General features: G+C 39.3%; 22 protein-coding genes. 2 read left to right on the forward strand and 20 right to left on the reverse strand.

Translation table 11 applies throughout. The annotated features are described in order from the left end of the window. Nucleotides 1-364: 364 nt before the first annotated feature. Entirely contained in the window at nt 365-586 is a 222-nt protein-coding gene (locus SAY88_RS15550; protein ID WP_250097930.1) for a hypothetical protein, read from the reverse strand. A 162-nt stretch (nt 587-748) separates the two neighbouring features. Between SAY88_RS15550 and pdaB the strand changes: the two genes are divergently transcribed. Next, nucleotides 749-1,510 carry a polysaccharide deacetylase family sporulation protein PdaB gene (gene pdaB / locus SAY88_RS15555; RefSeq protein WP_332632853.1) on the forward strand — a complete coding sequence of 254 codons (762 nt, stop codon included), beginning with the start codon at nt 749-751 and terminating at the stop codon, nt 1,508-1,510. Nucleotides 1,511-1,565: 55 nt separating this feature from the next. On the opposite strand, the gene SAY88_RS15560 is transcribed toward pdaB, so the two are convergent. Continuing rightward, nucleotides 1,566-2,156 (reverse strand): KinB-signaling pathway activation protein, encoded by a 591-nt coding sequence (locus SAY88_RS15560; protein ID WP_332632855.1) that lies wholly within the window; start codon nt 2,154-2,156, stop codon nt 1,566-1,568. Nucleotides 2,157-2,300: 144 nt separating this feature from the next. Here SAY88_RS15560 and gerD point away from each other — a divergent pair, with 144 nt between their 5' ends. After that, the gene (gene gerD / locus SAY88_RS15565) at nt 2,301-2,924 is read left to right on the forward strand and encodes a spore germination lipoprotein GerD (protein ID WP_332632857.1); all 624 of its coding nucleotides are present in this window, start codon (nt 2,301-2,303) and stop codon (nt 2,922-2,924) included. Between the two features lie 84 nt (nt 2,925-3,008). Here the strand turns inward: gerD and SAY88_RS15570 are convergent, their stop codons facing one another. From SAY88_RS15570 to SAY88_RS15655, 18 genes are all read right to left on the reverse strand, one after another. After that, nucleotides 3,009-4,061, reverse strand: a complete 1,053-nt coding sequence (locus SAY88_RS15570; protein WP_332632940.1) for an Mrp/NBP35 family ATP-binding protein — start codon at nt 4,059-4,061, stop codon at nt 3,009-3,011. Nucleotides 4,062-4,140: 79 nt separating this feature from the next. Further along, nucleotides 4,141-4,866 carry an N-acetylmuramoyl-L-alanine amidase CwlD gene (cwlD, locus tag SAY88_RS15575; RefSeq protein ID WP_332632859.1) on the reverse strand — a complete coding sequence of 242 codons (726 nt, stop codon included), beginning with the start codon at nt 4,864-4,866 and terminating at the stop codon, nt 4,141-4,143. A gap of 316 nt (nt 4,867-5,182) precedes the next feature. Continuing rightward, entirely contained in the window at nt 5,183-5,617 is a 435-nt protein-coding gene (locus SAY88_RS15580) for a YbaK family protein (protein ID WP_332632860.1), read from the reverse strand. A 357-nt stretch (nt 5,618-5,974) separates the two neighbouring features. Beyond that, nucleotides 5,975-6,367, reverse strand: a complete 393-nt coding sequence (gene rpsI, locus SAY88_RS15585) for a 30S ribosomal protein S9 (protein ID WP_034631441.1) — start codon at nt 6,365-6,367, stop codon at nt 5,975-5,977. Nucleotides 6,368-6,386: 19 nt separating this feature from the next. Continuing rightward, nucleotides 6,387-6,824, reverse strand: coding sequence for a 50S ribosomal protein L13 (gene rplM, locus SAY88_RS15590; RefSeq protein ID WP_034631444.1), 438 nt, complete (start codon nt 6,822-6,824; stop codon nt 6,387-6,389). 198 nt (nt 6,825-7,022) lie between these two features. Further along, nucleotides 7,023-7,787: a tRNA pseudouridine(38-40) synthase TruA gene (gene truA / locus SAY88_RS15595; protein WP_332632863.1), complete on the reverse strand. Its 765-nt coding sequence runs from the start codon at nt 7,785-7,787 to the stop codon at nt 7,023-7,025. A 14-nt stretch (nt 7,788-7,801) separates the two neighbouring features. Further along, nucleotides 7,802-8,602, reverse strand: a complete 801-nt coding sequence (locus SAY88_RS15600) for an energy-coupling factor transporter transmembrane component T family protein (RefSeq protein ID WP_332632865.1) — start codon at nt 8,600-8,602, stop codon at nt 7,802-7,804. A 4-nt stretch (nt 8,603-8,606) separates the two neighbouring features. Further along, nucleotides 8,607-9,473: an energy-coupling factor transporter ATPase gene (locus tag SAY88_RS15605; protein ID WP_332632867.1), complete on the reverse strand. Its 867-nt coding sequence runs from the start codon at nt 9,471-9,473 to the stop codon at nt 8,607-8,609. Next, nucleotides 9,449-10,285 carry an energy-coupling factor transporter ATPase gene (locus SAY88_RS15610; RefSeq protein WP_332632868.1) on the reverse strand — a complete coding sequence of 279 codons (837 nt, stop codon included), beginning with the start codon at nt 10,283-10,285 and terminating at the stop codon, nt 9,449-9,451. Before SAY88_RS15610 ends, SAY88_RS15605 begins: the two co-directional genes overlap by 25 nt. A 115-nt stretch (nt 10,286-10,400) precedes the next feature. Beyond that, complete coding sequence (rplQ, locus tag SAY88_RS15615) at nt 10,401-10,763, reverse strand: 50S ribosomal protein L17 (RefSeq protein ID WP_034631456.1); 363 nt, start codon at nt 10,761-10,763, stop codon at nt 10,401-10,403. Nucleotides 10,764-10,843: 80 nt separating this feature from the next. Further along, the gene (locus tag SAY88_RS15620; protein ID WP_250097941.1) at nt 10,844-11,788 is read right to left on the reverse strand and encodes a DNA-directed RNA polymerase subunit alpha; all 945 of its coding nucleotides are present in this window, start codon (nt 11,786-11,788) and stop codon (nt 10,844-10,846) included. A 166-nt stretch (nt 11,789-11,954) separates the two neighbouring features. Next, entirely contained in the window at nt 11,955-12,347 is a 393-nt protein-coding gene (gene rpsK / locus SAY88_RS15625; RefSeq protein WP_034631459.1) for a 30S ribosomal protein S11, read from the reverse strand. Nucleotides 12,348-12,367: 20 nt separating this feature from the next. Continuing rightward, entirely contained in the window at nt 12,368-12,733 is a 366-nt protein-coding gene (rpsM, locus tag SAY88_RS15630; RefSeq protein WP_250097942.1) for a 30S ribosomal protein S13, read from the reverse strand. A 20-nt stretch (nt 12,734-12,753) separates the two neighbouring features. Continuing rightward, nucleotides 12,754-12,867: a 50S ribosomal protein L36 gene (gene rpmJ / locus SAY88_RS15635; protein WP_003322638.1), complete on the reverse strand. Its 114-nt coding sequence runs from the start codon at nt 12,865-12,867 to the stop codon at nt 12,754-12,756. 99 nt (nt 12,868-12,966) lie between these two features. Beyond that, nucleotides 12,967-13,185: a translation initiation factor IF-1 gene (gene infA, locus SAY88_RS15640; RefSeq protein ID WP_010896341.1), complete on the reverse strand. Its 219-nt coding sequence runs from the start codon at nt 13,183-13,185 to the stop codon at nt 12,967-12,969. 4 nt (nt 13,186-13,189) lie between these two features. After that, nucleotides 13,190-13,498, reverse strand: coding sequence for a KOW domain-containing RNA-binding protein (locus SAY88_RS15645; protein WP_332632876.1), 309 nt, complete (start codon nt 13,496-13,498; stop codon nt 13,190-13,192). Nucleotides 13,499-13,516: 18 nt separating this feature from the next. Next, the gene (map, locus tag SAY88_RS15650) at nt 13,517-14,263 is read right to left on the reverse strand and encodes a type I methionyl aminopeptidase (RefSeq protein ID WP_332632878.1); all 747 of its coding nucleotides are present in this window, start codon (nt 14,261-14,263) and stop codon (nt 13,517-13,519) included. Further along, nucleotides 14,260-14,913, reverse strand: a complete 654-nt coding sequence (locus SAY88_RS15655) for an adenylate kinase (protein ID WP_332632880.1) — start codon at nt 14,911-14,913, stop codon at nt 14,260-14,262. The genes map and SAY88_RS15655 overlap by 4 nt, the downstream gene beginning before the upstream one ends. Nucleotides 14,914-14,924 lie beyond the last annotated feature (11 nt).

The following is a 14,924-nucleotide window of genomic DNA, read 5'->3' on the forward strand; positions in this document are numbered from 1 at the left end:
CCTGAGCCAGGATCAAACTCTCCATAAAAGTGTTTGATTAGCTCAAAATGTATCGCTAACGATACTTTATGTGATTTGAAAAAACCACTAAGAAATTAACGAGATATCATATATCTCTATTTCGCTTGGCTTTTGTTCAGTTTTCAAAGAACTAAATGTCACTCATTAGCGACTTGTCTTACTATAACACAAACAGATTCAGTGGTCAACTCCACTTTTTAAGAACTATTTGCGGCAATAAATAATATAACATCTGCCTATAACCAAGTCAACACTAAAACGAAAATTAATTAAAATCTCCTACAGTCACACCTTTTTGATATAGTTACACGAACTCGTAACAATAAGAATCAGCACACAAAAATTACTGTGTGCTGCGTTTGTTTAGAACATATTTCATGGTTTCCTTAGGAGGTACGAATCGTTTATAGATTTTAAAAACAATCTGGTACTTTTCCTCCATTGCACGCTTTACTACATCATCAATCCGCGGATCAGATAGGTCTAACAGTAACTCTTCCATCTCTCTTTTTAACATATATTCTACTTCTTGTACCTCTTTTTCGTTTAAAATAACCCCTAACACTAAACCACCTCGACTATTGTGACTAACAATCTCTTTACTTGATGATCTCCAGTTCTTCTCTCAGAAACTCTTTTAAATTGTTTTCAATTTGTTCCAATTTTATTCATATCTTCTATGTTTACACCATAGATTGTTCATAACAATGGACAAGGAGGGTAAGAAATGAATTTCTTTTGGATCTTTCATGCCAAACGAATTAAGCAATTATCACTAATTATCATCGCTGCCTTTTTTACGGCTGGTTTACTGTATGTAGAACGTTCTCAAATAGCCGTCTTCTCTACCCCAGATGGACCGCAAGCTTTTTATAAGGCCGAGACTGATGATAAGCAAGTAGCGCTAACGTTTAACATTAGCTGGGGAGAAAATCGTATTGGCCCGATTTTAGACATTCTAGACCAAAAAGAAGTAGATCATGCAAACTTTTTTGTTTCTGCTTCCTGGGCAGAACGCTACCCTGATGTTGTAAAAGAGATTAAAGAAAGAGGCCACACAATTGGGAGCCACGGTTATCAATATAAAGACTATACAAGTTGGGAAGATGAAAAAATAAGAAAAGATATCAATCAGAGTACTCAAATTTTATCTGATCTTACTGGGGACAAACCTACGCTTTTGCGTCCTCCAAATGGTTCATTTGACAAGCGTATATTAAACTTGGCTGATAAACAAGGTTATAGCGTTGTTCACTGGAGTGTTAACTCAAAAGACTACCAAAATCCTGGAGTTGATGCGATTGTGAATGCAGTAGTACCTAAAACAGGATCTGGTGACGTCATTTTGTTTCATGCATCTGATTCAGTCAAACAAACGCACAAAGCTCTACCTATTGTCATTGATCAACTTCGAGGCAAAGGATTTTCCTTCACTACAGTTGAAGATTTAATAGCAAGTACAATATCAGAAAACGAAGAAATCAAATAAAAAAGTAAGAGGGCACCCTGTATAACACAGAGTGCCCTCTTTCGATTAAATTCTACTAATTTTCTTTTTTTGTCAAACGATGCAGTGTTAAGAGCTGCCATGTATTTGCTGTAATTAAAGGAGTAAAATAGAGCCATAACCATTTAGGGTCATTTACCGTTAATGCCGGAACCCATTCAATAGAGGTAACGACAACAATAAAGAATAAAGCAGGGATAAACGCACCTTGGTTTGTATCTTTGGCCTTTAAATAAGCAACCAAGAGTCCGTAGATGAGTAACAAGATTGGCATGATCATATAGTGAAAGATCGTTTCACCTGGTTCAGCAAACGCAATGTATCGGAAATAAATTAAATCGAACACAACAAAACCGACAAGAATCACTTGTACATAATTCCAAAGCTTCTGTGATCTAAATAATGCAAGACCAAAACGATGAAGTGTTAAATACGCAAAGAAACCCATTTGACTAATTAGACTAAAGGCTGCACAAATACCAAGTAGCCATATTAGTCCGAAAAATAAATTCAAAAACGAACCTTCTGTATATACGTGGAAATCCAATACAAATCCAACAATTGCACCACTAATACTACCAACTAAAAGAGTGGAAAAAAACAAGTAAACAACTTTTCGACTGTTCACAGACAAATCCCCCAATATTCAATTATGCTTACATGATTGTAACAATCTCCTAAAAAAAATGCTAGAACTTCTCTGTTTGTCATGAATAATTGAGTGACAAATATCTCAAATTAATGACAAAATGACCGAAAGGAGCTGCACAGCATGAGACAAACTTTATCTGTAATTGTAATTAGTTTCCTTCTAGTAACTCTAGCTAGTTGCGCAGCAGCTGACAATAGTGGCGGCAATAACAGTCCTGACTACGACACCACAAAAAAAATGATGGTTGATATGCTGCAGACCGATGAAGGAAAAAAAGCAGTTCAAGAAGTTTTAGCAGATGAAGAAGTAAAAAAAGAAATTGTTATGGATACAGCTTTTGTAAAAGAAACAATACAAACAACGCTTACGTCTGAAGAAGGGAAAACCTTTTGGCAAGAAGTAATGAAAGATCCTGAGTTTGCACAAACATTCGCAGAAAGCATGCAAACAGAAAATGAAAAGATGCTTAAAAGTTTAATGAAAGATCCTGAATACCAAACCATGATGATTACTGTGCTGCAAGATCCAGAAATGGAAGCCGCCTTTTTAGAAACAATGAAATCCAAGGAGTATCGTACACAAGTTATGGCTATCATGTCAGAGTCTTTTGAGAGCCCTTATTTCACAGCGAAGATAAATGAAATTCTTACCAAAGTGGCCGAGCAACAAATGGAAAAACAAGACCAGCCTGCTGAAGGCGGTGGTGGCGGTCAAGAAGGTGGTGGCGGTGGAGGGGGTAACTAATTTCTGAATAAACCCTTCCCCCATGAAACAAAATTAAACACGGCTTAATCACTAACCAACAAAAAAAGCCCAAATTGGGCTTTTTTAGCTTGTTTTTTCAATCACTCTTTTAGAAATCTGTTCATAAATTTGTCCAATTGGATGATCCGCAGCATAGACTGATGGAGCAAAGTCATCTTTATTAATCTCTGGCTGTCCTAAAGGAATTTGTCCTAATAAGTCAGTCTTTAATTCCTCAGTTAGCCTTTCGCCTCCACCCGTACCAAAGACATACTCTTTTTCACCTGTTACACGACTTTCAAAGTAAGCCATATTTTCAACAACACCTAAAATTTCATGATGTGTTTTAATCGCCATTGTTCCTGCCCGAGCTGCAACAAATGCCGCTGTAGCATGAGGAGTAGTTACAAGTATCTCTTTTGAATGCGGAAGCATCGTATGAAGATCTAATGCTACATCACCTGTTCCAGGCGGCAAGTCTAATACTAAATAATCTAAATCTCCCCATTCTACTTCCGTAAAGAATTGATTTAACATCTTTCCAAGCATTGGTCCTCTCCAGATAACAGGAGCATTATCTTCAACAAAAAATCCCATTGAAATGACTTTTACATCGAAACGCTCAACAGGATAGATTCGATCGGCAATCACTTTCGGACGCTCTTCAATTCCCATCATATCAGGTACACTAAAACCGTAAATATCAGCATCTATGATTCCCACTTTTTTACCTAGACGGGCAAGCGTCGTAGCTAGGTTCACTGAAACCGTAGATTTTCCTACTCCGCCTTTTCCGCTAGTTACGGCAATAAATGTTGTTTTGCTATTAGGCGCTAAAATTTGAGGACCTAAAAAAGCAGGTTCATTCACGCCCCCTAACTTTTGAAGCTCCTCATCTGATAGCTCTTCAAATCTAAGACCTACTGAAGTAGCTCCTTCTCCCTTTACAACATTAACGATCTCTTGCTGCACTTCCATTTGTTCAGCAGTTCCTGTTTTTGCCAAAGCAATTTTTAAACTGACATTACCTTCTTTTACCTTTATTTCGCGGATGCCACCCGTTTCGACAAGATTTTTATTTAAGTCTCGATCTTTTACTCGCTTTAATGCTTCGATGACTGCTGCTTCTGATACCAATACGGACACCTTCCTTTTTCCAGTTATACACCTAGTATAGCACAGGAGTAAAGGAGTACGTGAATCCGGTTCCACATTGTTATTCCGGAACTTTTTCATCTGTATAATAACGTAAGATCCCTTGATAGATCGATGCTGCAACCTTCTGTTGATATTCCTCTGTATTTAGTAACTCCGCTTCCGTTGGATTCGATAAAAACCCAGCTTCAATTAAAACACCAGGGATTGAAGCTTGTTTTATTAAATAAACGTTGTGAATCGGCTTTGCTTGCCTTGTCGTATTTTCTAAATTACGAATCACTTCATCTTGGACGAGTTTAGCTAGGCGCTCGTTTTCTGGAATCGCTCGGTTATAGAACGTCTGTGCACCACTCCATCTAGGCGAAGGAATTGCATTTAAATGAAGACTTACAAACATATCAGCATCTGAATCATTTACAATTTCTGCACGCCGTTTTAAATCTTCATTTTTCCTTTGTCTTACCTTTTTCGTATCTGCATTTGCTAAATCATGATCGTCTTCCCTCGTCATTAACACAAGCGCTCCAGCTTCTTGTAAATAATCTCTAAGCTGCTCGCTTATTAATAACGTAACATCCTTTTCAAGAATTCCACTTTTTGAAACAGCCCCACCATCAATTCCTCCATGCCCTGGATCAACTACTATGATTTTCCCTGACAACGGCAAGTTCCAAGTAGACCATGAATCATTACTTACAAATTGATATTGAATAATAAATAACAAACTGACTACACCTAGAGCAAAGGCCGCACCTTTTAACCACTTTACCAAATTCACTACCATCCCTCCTCGTCCATTTATATATATTGGGACAAGGGACAGAATATGAAAGAGGAATACAAAAAGTATGTTTTTAAAGGCACTAAAAAAAGGGTGGTTTCCCCATTTTCAGTGCCTTCTACGCAATGAGCCGAACCTTTGTAATTTTTTAAAGCCAGCTATGAGTGGATTTCCCATAGCTGACGCGCAACATGTGGAGCCATTGCAACTTCCTTGAGTAATTTCAAGAACTTTTTCAGTGCTTCATGTTTTTCTCTATCTTTGTATTCCTCTTAAAGCAGTGGCAAGTCATGCATGGTTATAAAGAAAATATCATTTATTAATGCAACCTCAAGCGGTATCTTTTCTCTCCTTCAATAAAACCTTTTGTCCACCAATGATCTACAAAGGCTTCAGTGGCAACCTGTAAGGAATCAAGCAAATAATCAGATTCAATTAACCAACCTTGGAGAAGATTAAAAATACAATGGGTTATTTCTGTAACATCATCATCACATCTTCGCTTTACGTGTACAATGGATTCACCTAAATAGCCAAACTTACCGTATTCAGCTCCTAACAAATAAGCATCAATAGCCATATCCATACATGGGTCTAATAAAAAAGGGTGAGAAAGAAAATGAAAAGGGACAACAGACTTAAAATGGTCTTCAACATTCGCTCGAAGCTTTTTCAACGAAAGACTTCGAAGTACGCTTCGTTCAAATTTCCATTGCTTTTCCCTTCGTTTTTCTGAAAGCAAAGTTACGGTCATCACCCTCCGCTCCTTTCATTTCATTTTCTTTCTTATTAGTATGAGGAGGAAAACTAGGAGCATGCAGTGGAAATACTGTCGATATTGTCCAAGTGTTTGATAATTTAGAATCATTAATTCAATATAGAACCTATCTAATTTCAGTAAATTATCCTCTCTCCTTTACGAAATAAACACATTGCATTTCCTTTGGTCAACTTCCTCAGACATAATAAGTCCACTTATCGAATAAACTATCCTAATGAGTTAAAATGTTACACATAATTTGTACAATGAAATTGATCCTACTTGTAAAAAATAACAAGTACAAAAAAGACCCCCATCCAAACAGATGAGAGCCTTTCAAACGCAAGTATATTAACGTTTTGAGAACTGAGGTGCACGACGTGCTGCTTTAAGACCGTATTTCTTACGCTCTTTCGCACGTGCATCACGAGTTAAGAAACCTGCAGTTTTAAGAGCAGGACGGTTGTCAGGATCTACTTGAAGTAGAGCACGAGCAACACCATGACGGATAGCGCCCGCTTGTCCTGTGTAACCACCACCATCTACATTAACGTGAACGTCGTATTGACCTTCTACGCCAACCTCAACAAGTGGTTGTTTAACAATAAGCTTTAAAGTTTCAAGATTGAAGTATTCATCTAATTCGCGACCGTTAATAACGATACGGCCATCACCTGGTAAAAGGCGAACGCGAGCAACAGAGTGCTTACGGCGACCTGTACCATAATATTGTACTTGTGCCAAAATAATACCCTCCTATCGATTAACCACGAAGCGTGTAAGCTTCTGGTTTTTGAGCTTGATGTTTGTGTTCTGGTCCTGCATATACATGAAGCTTCATGCCTTGTGCGCGTCCAAGAGTGTTCTTTGGAAGCATTCCTTTGATTGCAAGCTCAAGCATACGCTCAGGCTTGTTAGCACGCATATCAGCTGCTTTCGTTGCTTTTAAACCACCTGGGTGATTTGTATGACGGTAGTAAATCTTGTCATTTAATTTGTTACCTGTTAGTTCAATTTTCTCAGCGTTAATGATGATTACATGATCACCAGTGTCAACGTGAGGAGTAAAAGTTGGTTTGTTCTTACCACGTAGGATAGAAGCAACTTCTGAAGCTAAACGACCAAGCGTTTGACCTTCAGCGTCTACTACATACCACTTACGCTCAACTTCGTTTGGCTTTGCCATATATGTTGTACGCATGAATTTCCCTCCTAAAGAAACGATCACTTTCGTATTTTCAAAATAAAATCTAAAATGTTAAAACCAATGTCTAATGTAACATTCCGAACCCGGGGCTAGTGGGTTTTGGAATTACCATCTAACATCATATAATATTCAAAACCCAATGTCAACAAAATGTTACACTAGGCATCGTTGTTATATGATTTTTTTATAAGACTAATATAATTCACTAAAAATAGGCTCTGCGTAGGATACTTTCCAGAGGAATAGTCCAGATCCAGGAGCTGTTTTTCCTGCAATTGTCCTGTCTTTTGCAGCAAGAATGGAAGCAAGATCGTTCACTTCTCGTTTCCCTGCACCAATTTCTAACAAAGTTCCCACAATAATTCGAACCATGTTGTACAAAAAACCACTTCCAACCAACTTAAAGACGAGTTCATCATGGTCTTGCTCAATGGAAATAGCAAATAACGTCCGCACTTTGTCTACTACACTTGTATTAGCGGCACAAAAAGACGAAAAGTTATGTGTCCCAATAAGCGTTTGAGCTGCCTTCTGCATCTGTGAGATTGAGACCTGATACGGTACATGATAAGTTACATTCCGTCTGAACACATCGCCTTCTTGCCCAAGTAAAACACGATAGCGATATTCCTTCTTTACTGCATGATAGCGAGAATGAAAGTCCGAAGCGACATAACTAGCTTCTATAACACGAATATCATCTGGAAGACAAGCATTTAACGCTTTAGGCCAACGATCAGCAGGGATGGCTAATGTTGAATCAAAATGAACGACCTGTCCTCTTGCATGCACGCCGGTGTCTGTGCGACCAGATGAATGAATACGGATCTGTTCGCCCTTATGAATTCGAGAAACTGCCCTCTCTATTTCTTCCTGTACGGTTCGACTATTAGGCTGCACTTGATAACCTGAAAAGCTTGTACCTTCGTATGTGACCCATATAGCAACTCGCTTCACCTTCATCCTCCCTTTCATATGAAACGCAACAAAATGATTACTATACCAAAGCTAACACAAAAGAGGAAAGCTATTGTATCTCTCCAATTCCAAAGAAGTACTCTATACTTGGTACGCCCCTCGCCTCCACGATAGCCACGTGACTCCATAGCAAGAGCTAAGTCCTCCGCCCGATTAAAGGCACTAATAAACAAAGGAACTAATAACGGCAGTAAAGCCTTAATTCGTTGACCAATAGGACCCGAGGTGAAATCAACTCCCCTTGCCATCTGAGCTTTCATAATTTTTTCCGTTTCCTGCATAAAGGTTGGAATAAATCGTAAAGCGATTGACATCATAAGAGCTAGCTCATGAGCAGGTAAACGAATTTTCTTTAATGGGCTAAATAAGCTTTCGAGCCCATCTGTAAGATCAATCGGCCTTGTTGTCAGCGTTACGAGTGAAGTAAGCAAAATAATCGTTATTAAACGAATAGCAATTGTAACCCCTTGTCTTAGTGCTTCCTCATAAAGAGTAAAAAAGCCTATTCGGAAAAGCACTTCTCCTTCTCTTGTTAGAAAGAGATGAAGAATAAAAGTGAACAAAACTAGCCAAAGAATTGGCCGAATCCCTTTATATATAAACGAAAGCGGTACACGTGATAAAGTTACCATACCAATTGTAAATAAAATAATTAATATATTTGTTAGCCAATTATTCGCAAGAAAGATAATGAGAACTAATAAAAAAACACTAACTAACTTTGACCGTGGATCTAGACGATGTAAAATCGAAGAAGTAGATACATATTGTCCAATGATGACATTTTGTAACATTGATCTACTCCCCTTTATGCTTAATTAAATTTCCTAAGAAATGAGAAGTGCCTTTTGTATCAAAATGCATAGGTACCTCATCTAAGCCAAACTTCTCTTTTATGCTTTGGAGAAAACGGACAGATTTAGGCAAGTCGAGGCCAATTTCATGCAATCTTGTCGCTTGCTCAAAAATAAGTTCTCGCCCCCCTACCATTTCAATGGATCCATTATGCAGCACTATAATTTGATCTGCATACTTAGCCGCATCCTCCATATGATGGGTGACCAGAACGGTCGTTGTTTCGTTTGTTTTATGATAATCATAAAACAGCTTCATCATTTGATCCCGGCCCTCTGGATCAAGACTTGCAGCAGGTTCATCTAACACAAGCACCGATGGTTGAACAGCTAGCACTCCCGCAATCGCAACTCTGCGCATTTGACCACCGCTTAATTGAAAGGGAGAGGTTGATAGAATGTCTTCTCTTAGTCCAACGAGTGGAAGAAGCTCCTTCGCTCGCCTGATTGCCTTCTCTTTAGGTAATCCGAAGTTAATAGGGCCAAAGCAAATATCTTTTTCTACCGTCTCTTCAAATAGTTGATGCTCTGGGTATTGAAAAACTAACCCTACACGTTTCCTCAATCCTTTTAAATTTACTTTCTTCTCGCCAGCTTTCAACTCATATTTACCAACCTTAACCGAGCCAGCACTAGGACGTAACAATCCATTAATATGTTGGATAAACGTTGACTTACCAGAGCCAGTATGGCCGATTACAGCGGTAAATGAGCCTGACGGAATGGTTACAGAAAAATTTTTGAGCGCTACCTTTTCAAAAGGTGTCCCTTTCATATAGCGAAATTCTACTTCGCTAAATACAATGTCCATAACTCATTCATCAGCTCACTTTCACTCAGGCATGTCTTTCGTAAAGTAATTCCTTCTTCTTCAAGCTCACGCTGCAATTCAACCGAAAAAGGAAGAGATAATCCTAACTCTTTTAATCTTTCTTTTTTAGAAAATAATTCTTCTGGGCGCCCTTCTAATACCAGCCTACCCTCATGAAAGAGAAGCAACCGACTAGCCAGCACTGCTTCATCCATGTCGTGCGTAATAGAAATAATCGTGACCCCTCTTTGGTGCAGCATTTGAATTGTTTCCATCACTTCTTTTCTGCCAATCGGATCAAGCATGGATGTCGCTTCGTCAAAGACAATCACTTCTGGCTCCAAAGCCATAATCCCTGCAATGGCAACTCGTTGTTTTTGACCACCAGATAAACGATGCGGTTCAGCTTCAAGAAGATGAGAGATTCCGACTAGTGAGGCGTACTTTGTGATTCTCTCTTCCATAATTTCACGACTCACGCCTAAGTTTTCTAACCCAAAAGCTATGTCATCTCTTACGGTCGTGGCTACGAATTGATGATCAGGATTTTGAAAAACCATCCCTACTACATTACGAATTGACCAAATGTCACTTTCGTTTTTAGTAGACAAGCCAGAGACCATCACCGTACCTTTCGTAGGTAGGTGTAATCCGTTTAGAAGCCTACCAAAGGTTGATTTACCTGATCCATTCCGACCAAGTATAGCTACCCATTCATTAGCCTCAATACTGACAGAAAGATCCTTTATTGCGTAATCATTAGCATATTCATACTGAAAAGTGACTTTATCTAAAGAAATTAAAGCGGACACATCTTCACCCTCTTAGAAAAATGAGCAAACAAAAAAGGGCCCAGAGTCAGAGCATACGTGCTCAGATCTGATTTGCCCTTTGTCGCCTCATCTATTCACTCATGTATCAATTCAATTATACAAGCTCGATAATAACCATAGGTGCACCGTCACCACGACGAGGACCCATTTTAAGGATACGTGTATAACCACCTTGACGCTCTTCATAACGAGTTGCAATATCAGAGAAAAGTTTTTGGATAGCGTCTTCGCCAGTCTCTTCATTTGCTACTTCTCTACGGATGAAAGCAGCAGCTTGACGACGTGCGTGTAAATCTCCACGCTTACCAAGTGTAATCATTTTCTCAACGATTGAACGAAGCTCTTTCGCTTTCGCTTCAGTTGTTTCGATACGCTCGTTAATGATAAGATCAGTTGCTAAATCACGGAATAGAGCCTTACGACCAGCGCTATCACGACCTAATTTTGCGTATGCCATGTTCGTTTCCCTCCTTTGTTACCTGCTCGAATGCACGAGCAACACTATATAAAACGTAATAGAAAAGTTGAGGGGTAGTACTATTCTTCTTTACGAAGACCGAGTCCTAGCTCTCCAAGCTTCTCTTGAACTTCTTCTAATGACTTACGACCAAGATTACGAACTTTCATCATGTCTTCTTCAGACTTATGAGTTAATTCTTGAACCGTATTAATACCAGCACGCTTCAAACAGTTATAAGAACGAACCGATAGATCAAGTTCTTCAATTGTCATTTCAAGAACTTTCTCCTTCTGATCTTCTTCTTTTTCAACCATAATTTCAGCATTTTGTGCTTGGTCCGTCATTCCAACAAAAATGTTTAAATGCTCAGTTAAGATCTTAGCACCTAAAGAAACAGCTTCTTCAGGACGGATGCTTCCGTCAGTCCAGACATCAAGAGTTAGTTTGTCATAGTTGGTTACTTGACCGACGCGTGTATTCTCAACTTGATAATTCACACGTGAAACAGGTGTGTAAATCGAATCAATAGGAAGTACTCCAATTGGTTGATCGTCATTCTTATTGCCCTCAGCAAGAACATAACCACGACCACGTTTTGCTACAAGTCTCATACGAAGATGTGCACCTTGTGCAAGTGTTGCAATGTGCAGATCAGGATTTAGAACTTCCACATCACTGTCATGTGTTAAATCATTTGCTGTTACGACACCCTCACCTTGGATGTCGATTTCAAGGGTCTTCTCTTCATCAGAATAGATTTTAAGAGCAAGCTTCTTTAGATTCAAAATGATTGTCGTTACATCTTCTACAACACCTTCGATTGTAGAGAATTCATGTAATACAGAATCAATTTGAACAGATGTTACAGCAGCGCCTGGTAAAGAGGAGAGAAGAATACGACGTAAGGAGTTACCTAGCGTAGTACCATACCCACGTTCTAATGGTTCTATCACAAACTTCCCATACTTTGCGTCTTCACTTACTTCAACCGCTTCAATATTTGGCTTCTCAATTTCTATCATTAAACAAACCCTCCTTCAAAACGTCGAACTCCGGTAGACTGCAAGGATTGCCTTACCGGATAACCAGCAGGCAATTCCTAAGCTTACACCAATTTTGCCAACAGGACTGTTATCGCTCTATCCAGTATTGACAAAGTCAGGAAAATCTATACAAAGATTTTTTCCGTTATACTCTACGACGTTTTGGTGGGCGACAACCGTTGTGAGGTACTGGAGTAACATCTTTGATCATGTTAACTTCAAGTCCAACAGCTTGTAAAGAACGGATTGCCGCTTCACGACCAGCACCAGGTCCCTTAACAGAAACCTCGATAGTCTTCATGCCATGCTCCATTGCTGTTTTACCAGCAGTTTCAGCTGCCATTTGAGCAGCGAATGGAGTTGACTTACGAGAACCTTTGAATCCTAATCCACCAGCACTAGCCCAAGAAATTGTATTACCATGCGTATCTGTAATTGTCACGATCGTATTGTTGAATGTTGAACGAATGTGAGCAACTCCAGCTTCAACATTTTTACGTTGACGACGCTTTGGACGAGTATTCGTTTTCTTAGCCATTTTTTATGCGACCTCCTTTACTACTTTTTCTTATTTGCTACTGTACGACGAGGACCTTTACGCGTACGAGCATTGTTTTTAGAATTTTGTCCACGAACAGGTAAACCACGACGGTGGCGAATACCACGATATGAACCAATTTCAATTAGACGTTTAATGTTTAGTGAAACTTCACGACGAAGGTCACCTTCTACTCTGTAGCCTTCAACTGCTTCACGAATGCGTCCTAATTCTTCTTCTGTTAAATCACGAACGCGAGTATCTTCAGATACACCTGCTTTCGCTAGAATTTCAGACGACTTAGCTTTGCCGATCCCGTATACATACGTAAGTGAAATTACTACGCGTTTATCACGAGGAATATCGACGCCTGCAACACGTGCCATGTGCAGCACCTCCTTGTTAATTAGCCTTGTTTTTGCTTATGCTTAGGGTTTTCACAAATAACCATTACCGTCCCTTTACGACGGATAACTTTACACTTTTCACAAATAGGCTTGACTGATGGTCTTACCTTCATTTTTTTTACCTCCTATATGGTACGGAGTGCTCTGATTACAACTAATCAGATTTAAGCAGGACAATCAATGATTATCATGCTAGTCGCTCTCGCAACGTATTATTTGTATCGATATGTGATTCGTCCACGTGTTAAATCATAAGGAGATAGTTCGACAGTCACCTTATCACCAGGTAGAATTCGAATGAAATGCATACGAATCTTTCCAGAAACGTGGGCAAGAATCTTATGACCATTTTCTAATTCAACACGAAACATTGCATTTGGAAGAGGTTCAATTACTGTACCTTCTACCTCAATAACATCTTCTTTAGCCATGGGCTCACTCTCCTTCCTTCAGTAAATCAGAATGATGCTCTAAGAAATTCGTTATCGCATAACGTAACTTTCCATTAGTAACACGTCCTGTTTCAACAAAACTGTTCTTCACTTCATCAGCAATGTAATCAAGTAACTCTAGGTGATTCATGTTCTTTTTCTTCATTCGGTCAACTTTTCGTCTGTCGCCATCTGCAATTTTCACAAAGCGATCATCAATTAGTTCAACGATAACCCCTAACTGACCTTGATCACGTCCTTTCGTAATCAAAACGATCTGACCAATCTCCGGAGAAGAACCAGAGTCTTGCATAGACATCATCACCTACATTTAAGCTTTCGTTAAGATTTCAAAACCTGAATCCGTAATAGCAATTGTATGCTCAAAGTGTGCGCAATTCTTTCCGTCAACAGTCACAACTGTCCAGTTATCAGAAAGAGTACGTACATAGCGTGTACCAGCATTAATCATCGGTTCAATAGCCAAAACCATTCCTGGTTTGAGTCTTGGACCCTTGCCTGGCGGACCATAATGAGGAATTTGAGGGTCCTCATGCAAGTCTTGCCCAACACCGTGTCCAACATACTCACGAACAATCGAATATCCTAATGGTTCTGCATACGATTGAATCGCATGTGAGATATCTGACAGTCGATTCCCTGGTTTAGCAAACTCTAAACCTTTAAAAAGAGAAGCTTCTGTAACATCTAACAGTTCTTGATTTTTTTTAGAAATCTCGCCTACTGCATATGTCCATGCTGAATCACCGTGATAACCATTATAATAAGCTCCGATGTCAACGCTAATGACATCTCCATCTTTAAGCACTCTCTTCCCAGGAATACCGTGTACTAGTTCCTCATTTACCGAAGCACAGATGCTGCCTGTAAACCCATTATAACCTTTGAATGAGGGAGTTGCTCCGTGTGATCGAATCAACTTTTCAGCAATCTCATCCAACTCTTTTGTAGATATGCCAGGCTGAATATGTTCTTTTAACGCTTGATGCGTTAAAGCAACAATCTTTCCAGCTTCGCGCATGATTTCAATTTCTCTTTCCGTCTTACAAATGATCATGCATGAAGTCCTTTCAACAGCTGATCAATATCCTCAAATACTTTATCTATATCTTGATCACCATTTATATCACGCAGGTAGCCTTTTTCTGTGTAGAAATCTACTAAAGGCTTTGCTTGCTTTTGGTTTACTTCAAGACGCTTTTTCACTGTTTCTGGCTTGTCATCATCACGTTGAACTAATTCTTTTCCGTCAACATCACAAATCCCTTCCACTTTAGGTGGATTGAAAATGACATGATAAGTTCTACCAGAAGTAGGAGAAACACGACGCCCAGTTAAACGATCCATTAAAAGTTGTTCAGGAACATCAACGTTTAAGACAAAATCAATCTTACGTCCAAGAGATTCTAATAACTCTTCTAACGCTTCTGCTTGAGCAACTGTACGTGGAAATCCGTCTAACAAGAAGCCATTTTGGCAGTCTTCTTCTGCTAAACGATCTCTTACAATCCCGATAGTTACTTCATCAGGTACAAGTTCGCCAGCATCCATGAAAGATTTAGCTTTTAACCCAAGTTCGGTTTCACCCTTAATCGCAGCGCGAAACATATCGCCCGTAGAAATATGAGGAATTCCGTACTCCTTAACAATTCTCTCAGCTTGTGTGCCTTTACCAGCACCAGGTAGTCCCATTAAAATTAGATTCATTCCAATCTCCC

It is taken from the genome of Halalkalibacter flavus, from assembly GCF_036663575.1.
GTDB classification, from domain to species: domain Bacteria; phylum Bacillota; class Bacilli; order Bacillales; family Bacillaceae_D; genus Halalkalibacter; species Halalkalibacter flavus.

What these genes read in the sequence shown, in the direction of transcription:
- cwlD (WP_332632859.1), bottom strand. Translation starts at nt 4,866, where the DNA reads ATGGTAGTGAATTTGGTAAAGTGGTTAAAAGGTGCGGCCTTTGCTCTA.
- SAY88_RS15620 (WP_250097941.1), bottom strand. Translation starts at nt 11,788, where the DNA reads ATGATAGAAATTGAGAAGCCAAATATTGAAGCGGTTGAAGTAAGTGAA.
- SAY88_RS15655 (WP_332632880.1), bottom strand. Translation starts at nt 14,913, where the DNA reads ATGAATCTAATTTTAATGGGACTACCTGGTGCTGGTAAAGGCACACAA.
- map (WP_332632878.1), bottom strand. Translation starts at nt 14,263, where the DNA reads ATGATCATTTGTAAGACGGAAAGAGAAATTGAAATCATGCGCGAAGCT.
- SAY88_RS15580 (WP_332632860.1), bottom strand. Translation starts at nt 5,617, where the DNA reads ATGACCGTAACTTTGCTTTCAGAAAAACGAAGGGAAAAGCAATGGAAA.
- pdaB (WP_332632853.1), top strand. Translation starts at nt 749, where the DNA reads ATGAATTTCTTTTGGATCTTTCATGCCAAACGAATTAAGCAATTATCA.
- rplQ (WP_034631456.1), bottom strand. Translation starts at nt 10,763, where the DNA reads ATGGCATACGCAAAATTAGGTCGTGATAGCGCTGGTCGTAAGGCTCTA.
- infA (WP_010896341.1), bottom strand. Translation starts at nt 13,185, where the DNA reads ATGGCTAAAGAAGATGTTATTGAGGTAGAAGGTACAGTAATTGAACCT.
- rpsK (WP_034631459.1), bottom strand. Translation starts at nt 12,347, where the DNA reads ATGGCTAAGAAAACGAATACTCGTCCAAAGCGTCGTCAACGTAAAAAT.
- rpmJ (WP_003322638.1), bottom strand. Translation starts at nt 12,867, where the DNA reads ATGAAGGTAAGACCATCAGTCAAGCCTATTTGTGAAAAGTGTAAAGTT.
- SAY88_RS15605 (WP_332632867.1), bottom strand. Translation starts at nt 9,473, where the DNA reads ATGGACATTGTATTTAGCGAAGTAGAATTTCGCTATATGAAAGGGACA.
- rpsM (WP_250097942.1), bottom strand. Translation starts at nt 12,733, where the DNA reads ATGGCACGTGTTGCAGGCGTCGATATTCCTCGTGATAAACGCGTAGTA.
- SAY88_RS15645 (WP_332632876.1), bottom strand. Translation starts at nt 13,498, where the DNA reads ATGCAAGACTCTGGTTCTTCTCCGGAGATTGGTCAGATCGTTTTGATT.
- gerD (WP_332632857.1), top strand. Translation starts at nt 2,301, where the DNA reads ATGAGACAAACTTTATCTGTAATTGTAATTAGTTTCCTTCTAGTAACT.
- rplM (WP_034631444.1), bottom strand. Translation starts at nt 6,824, where the DNA reads ATGCGTACAACATATATGGCAAAGCCAAACGAAGTTGAGCGTAAGTGG.
- SAY88_RS15600 (WP_332632865.1), bottom strand. Translation starts at nt 8,602, where the DNA reads ATGTTACAAAATGTCATCATTGGACAATATGTATCTACTTCTTCGATT.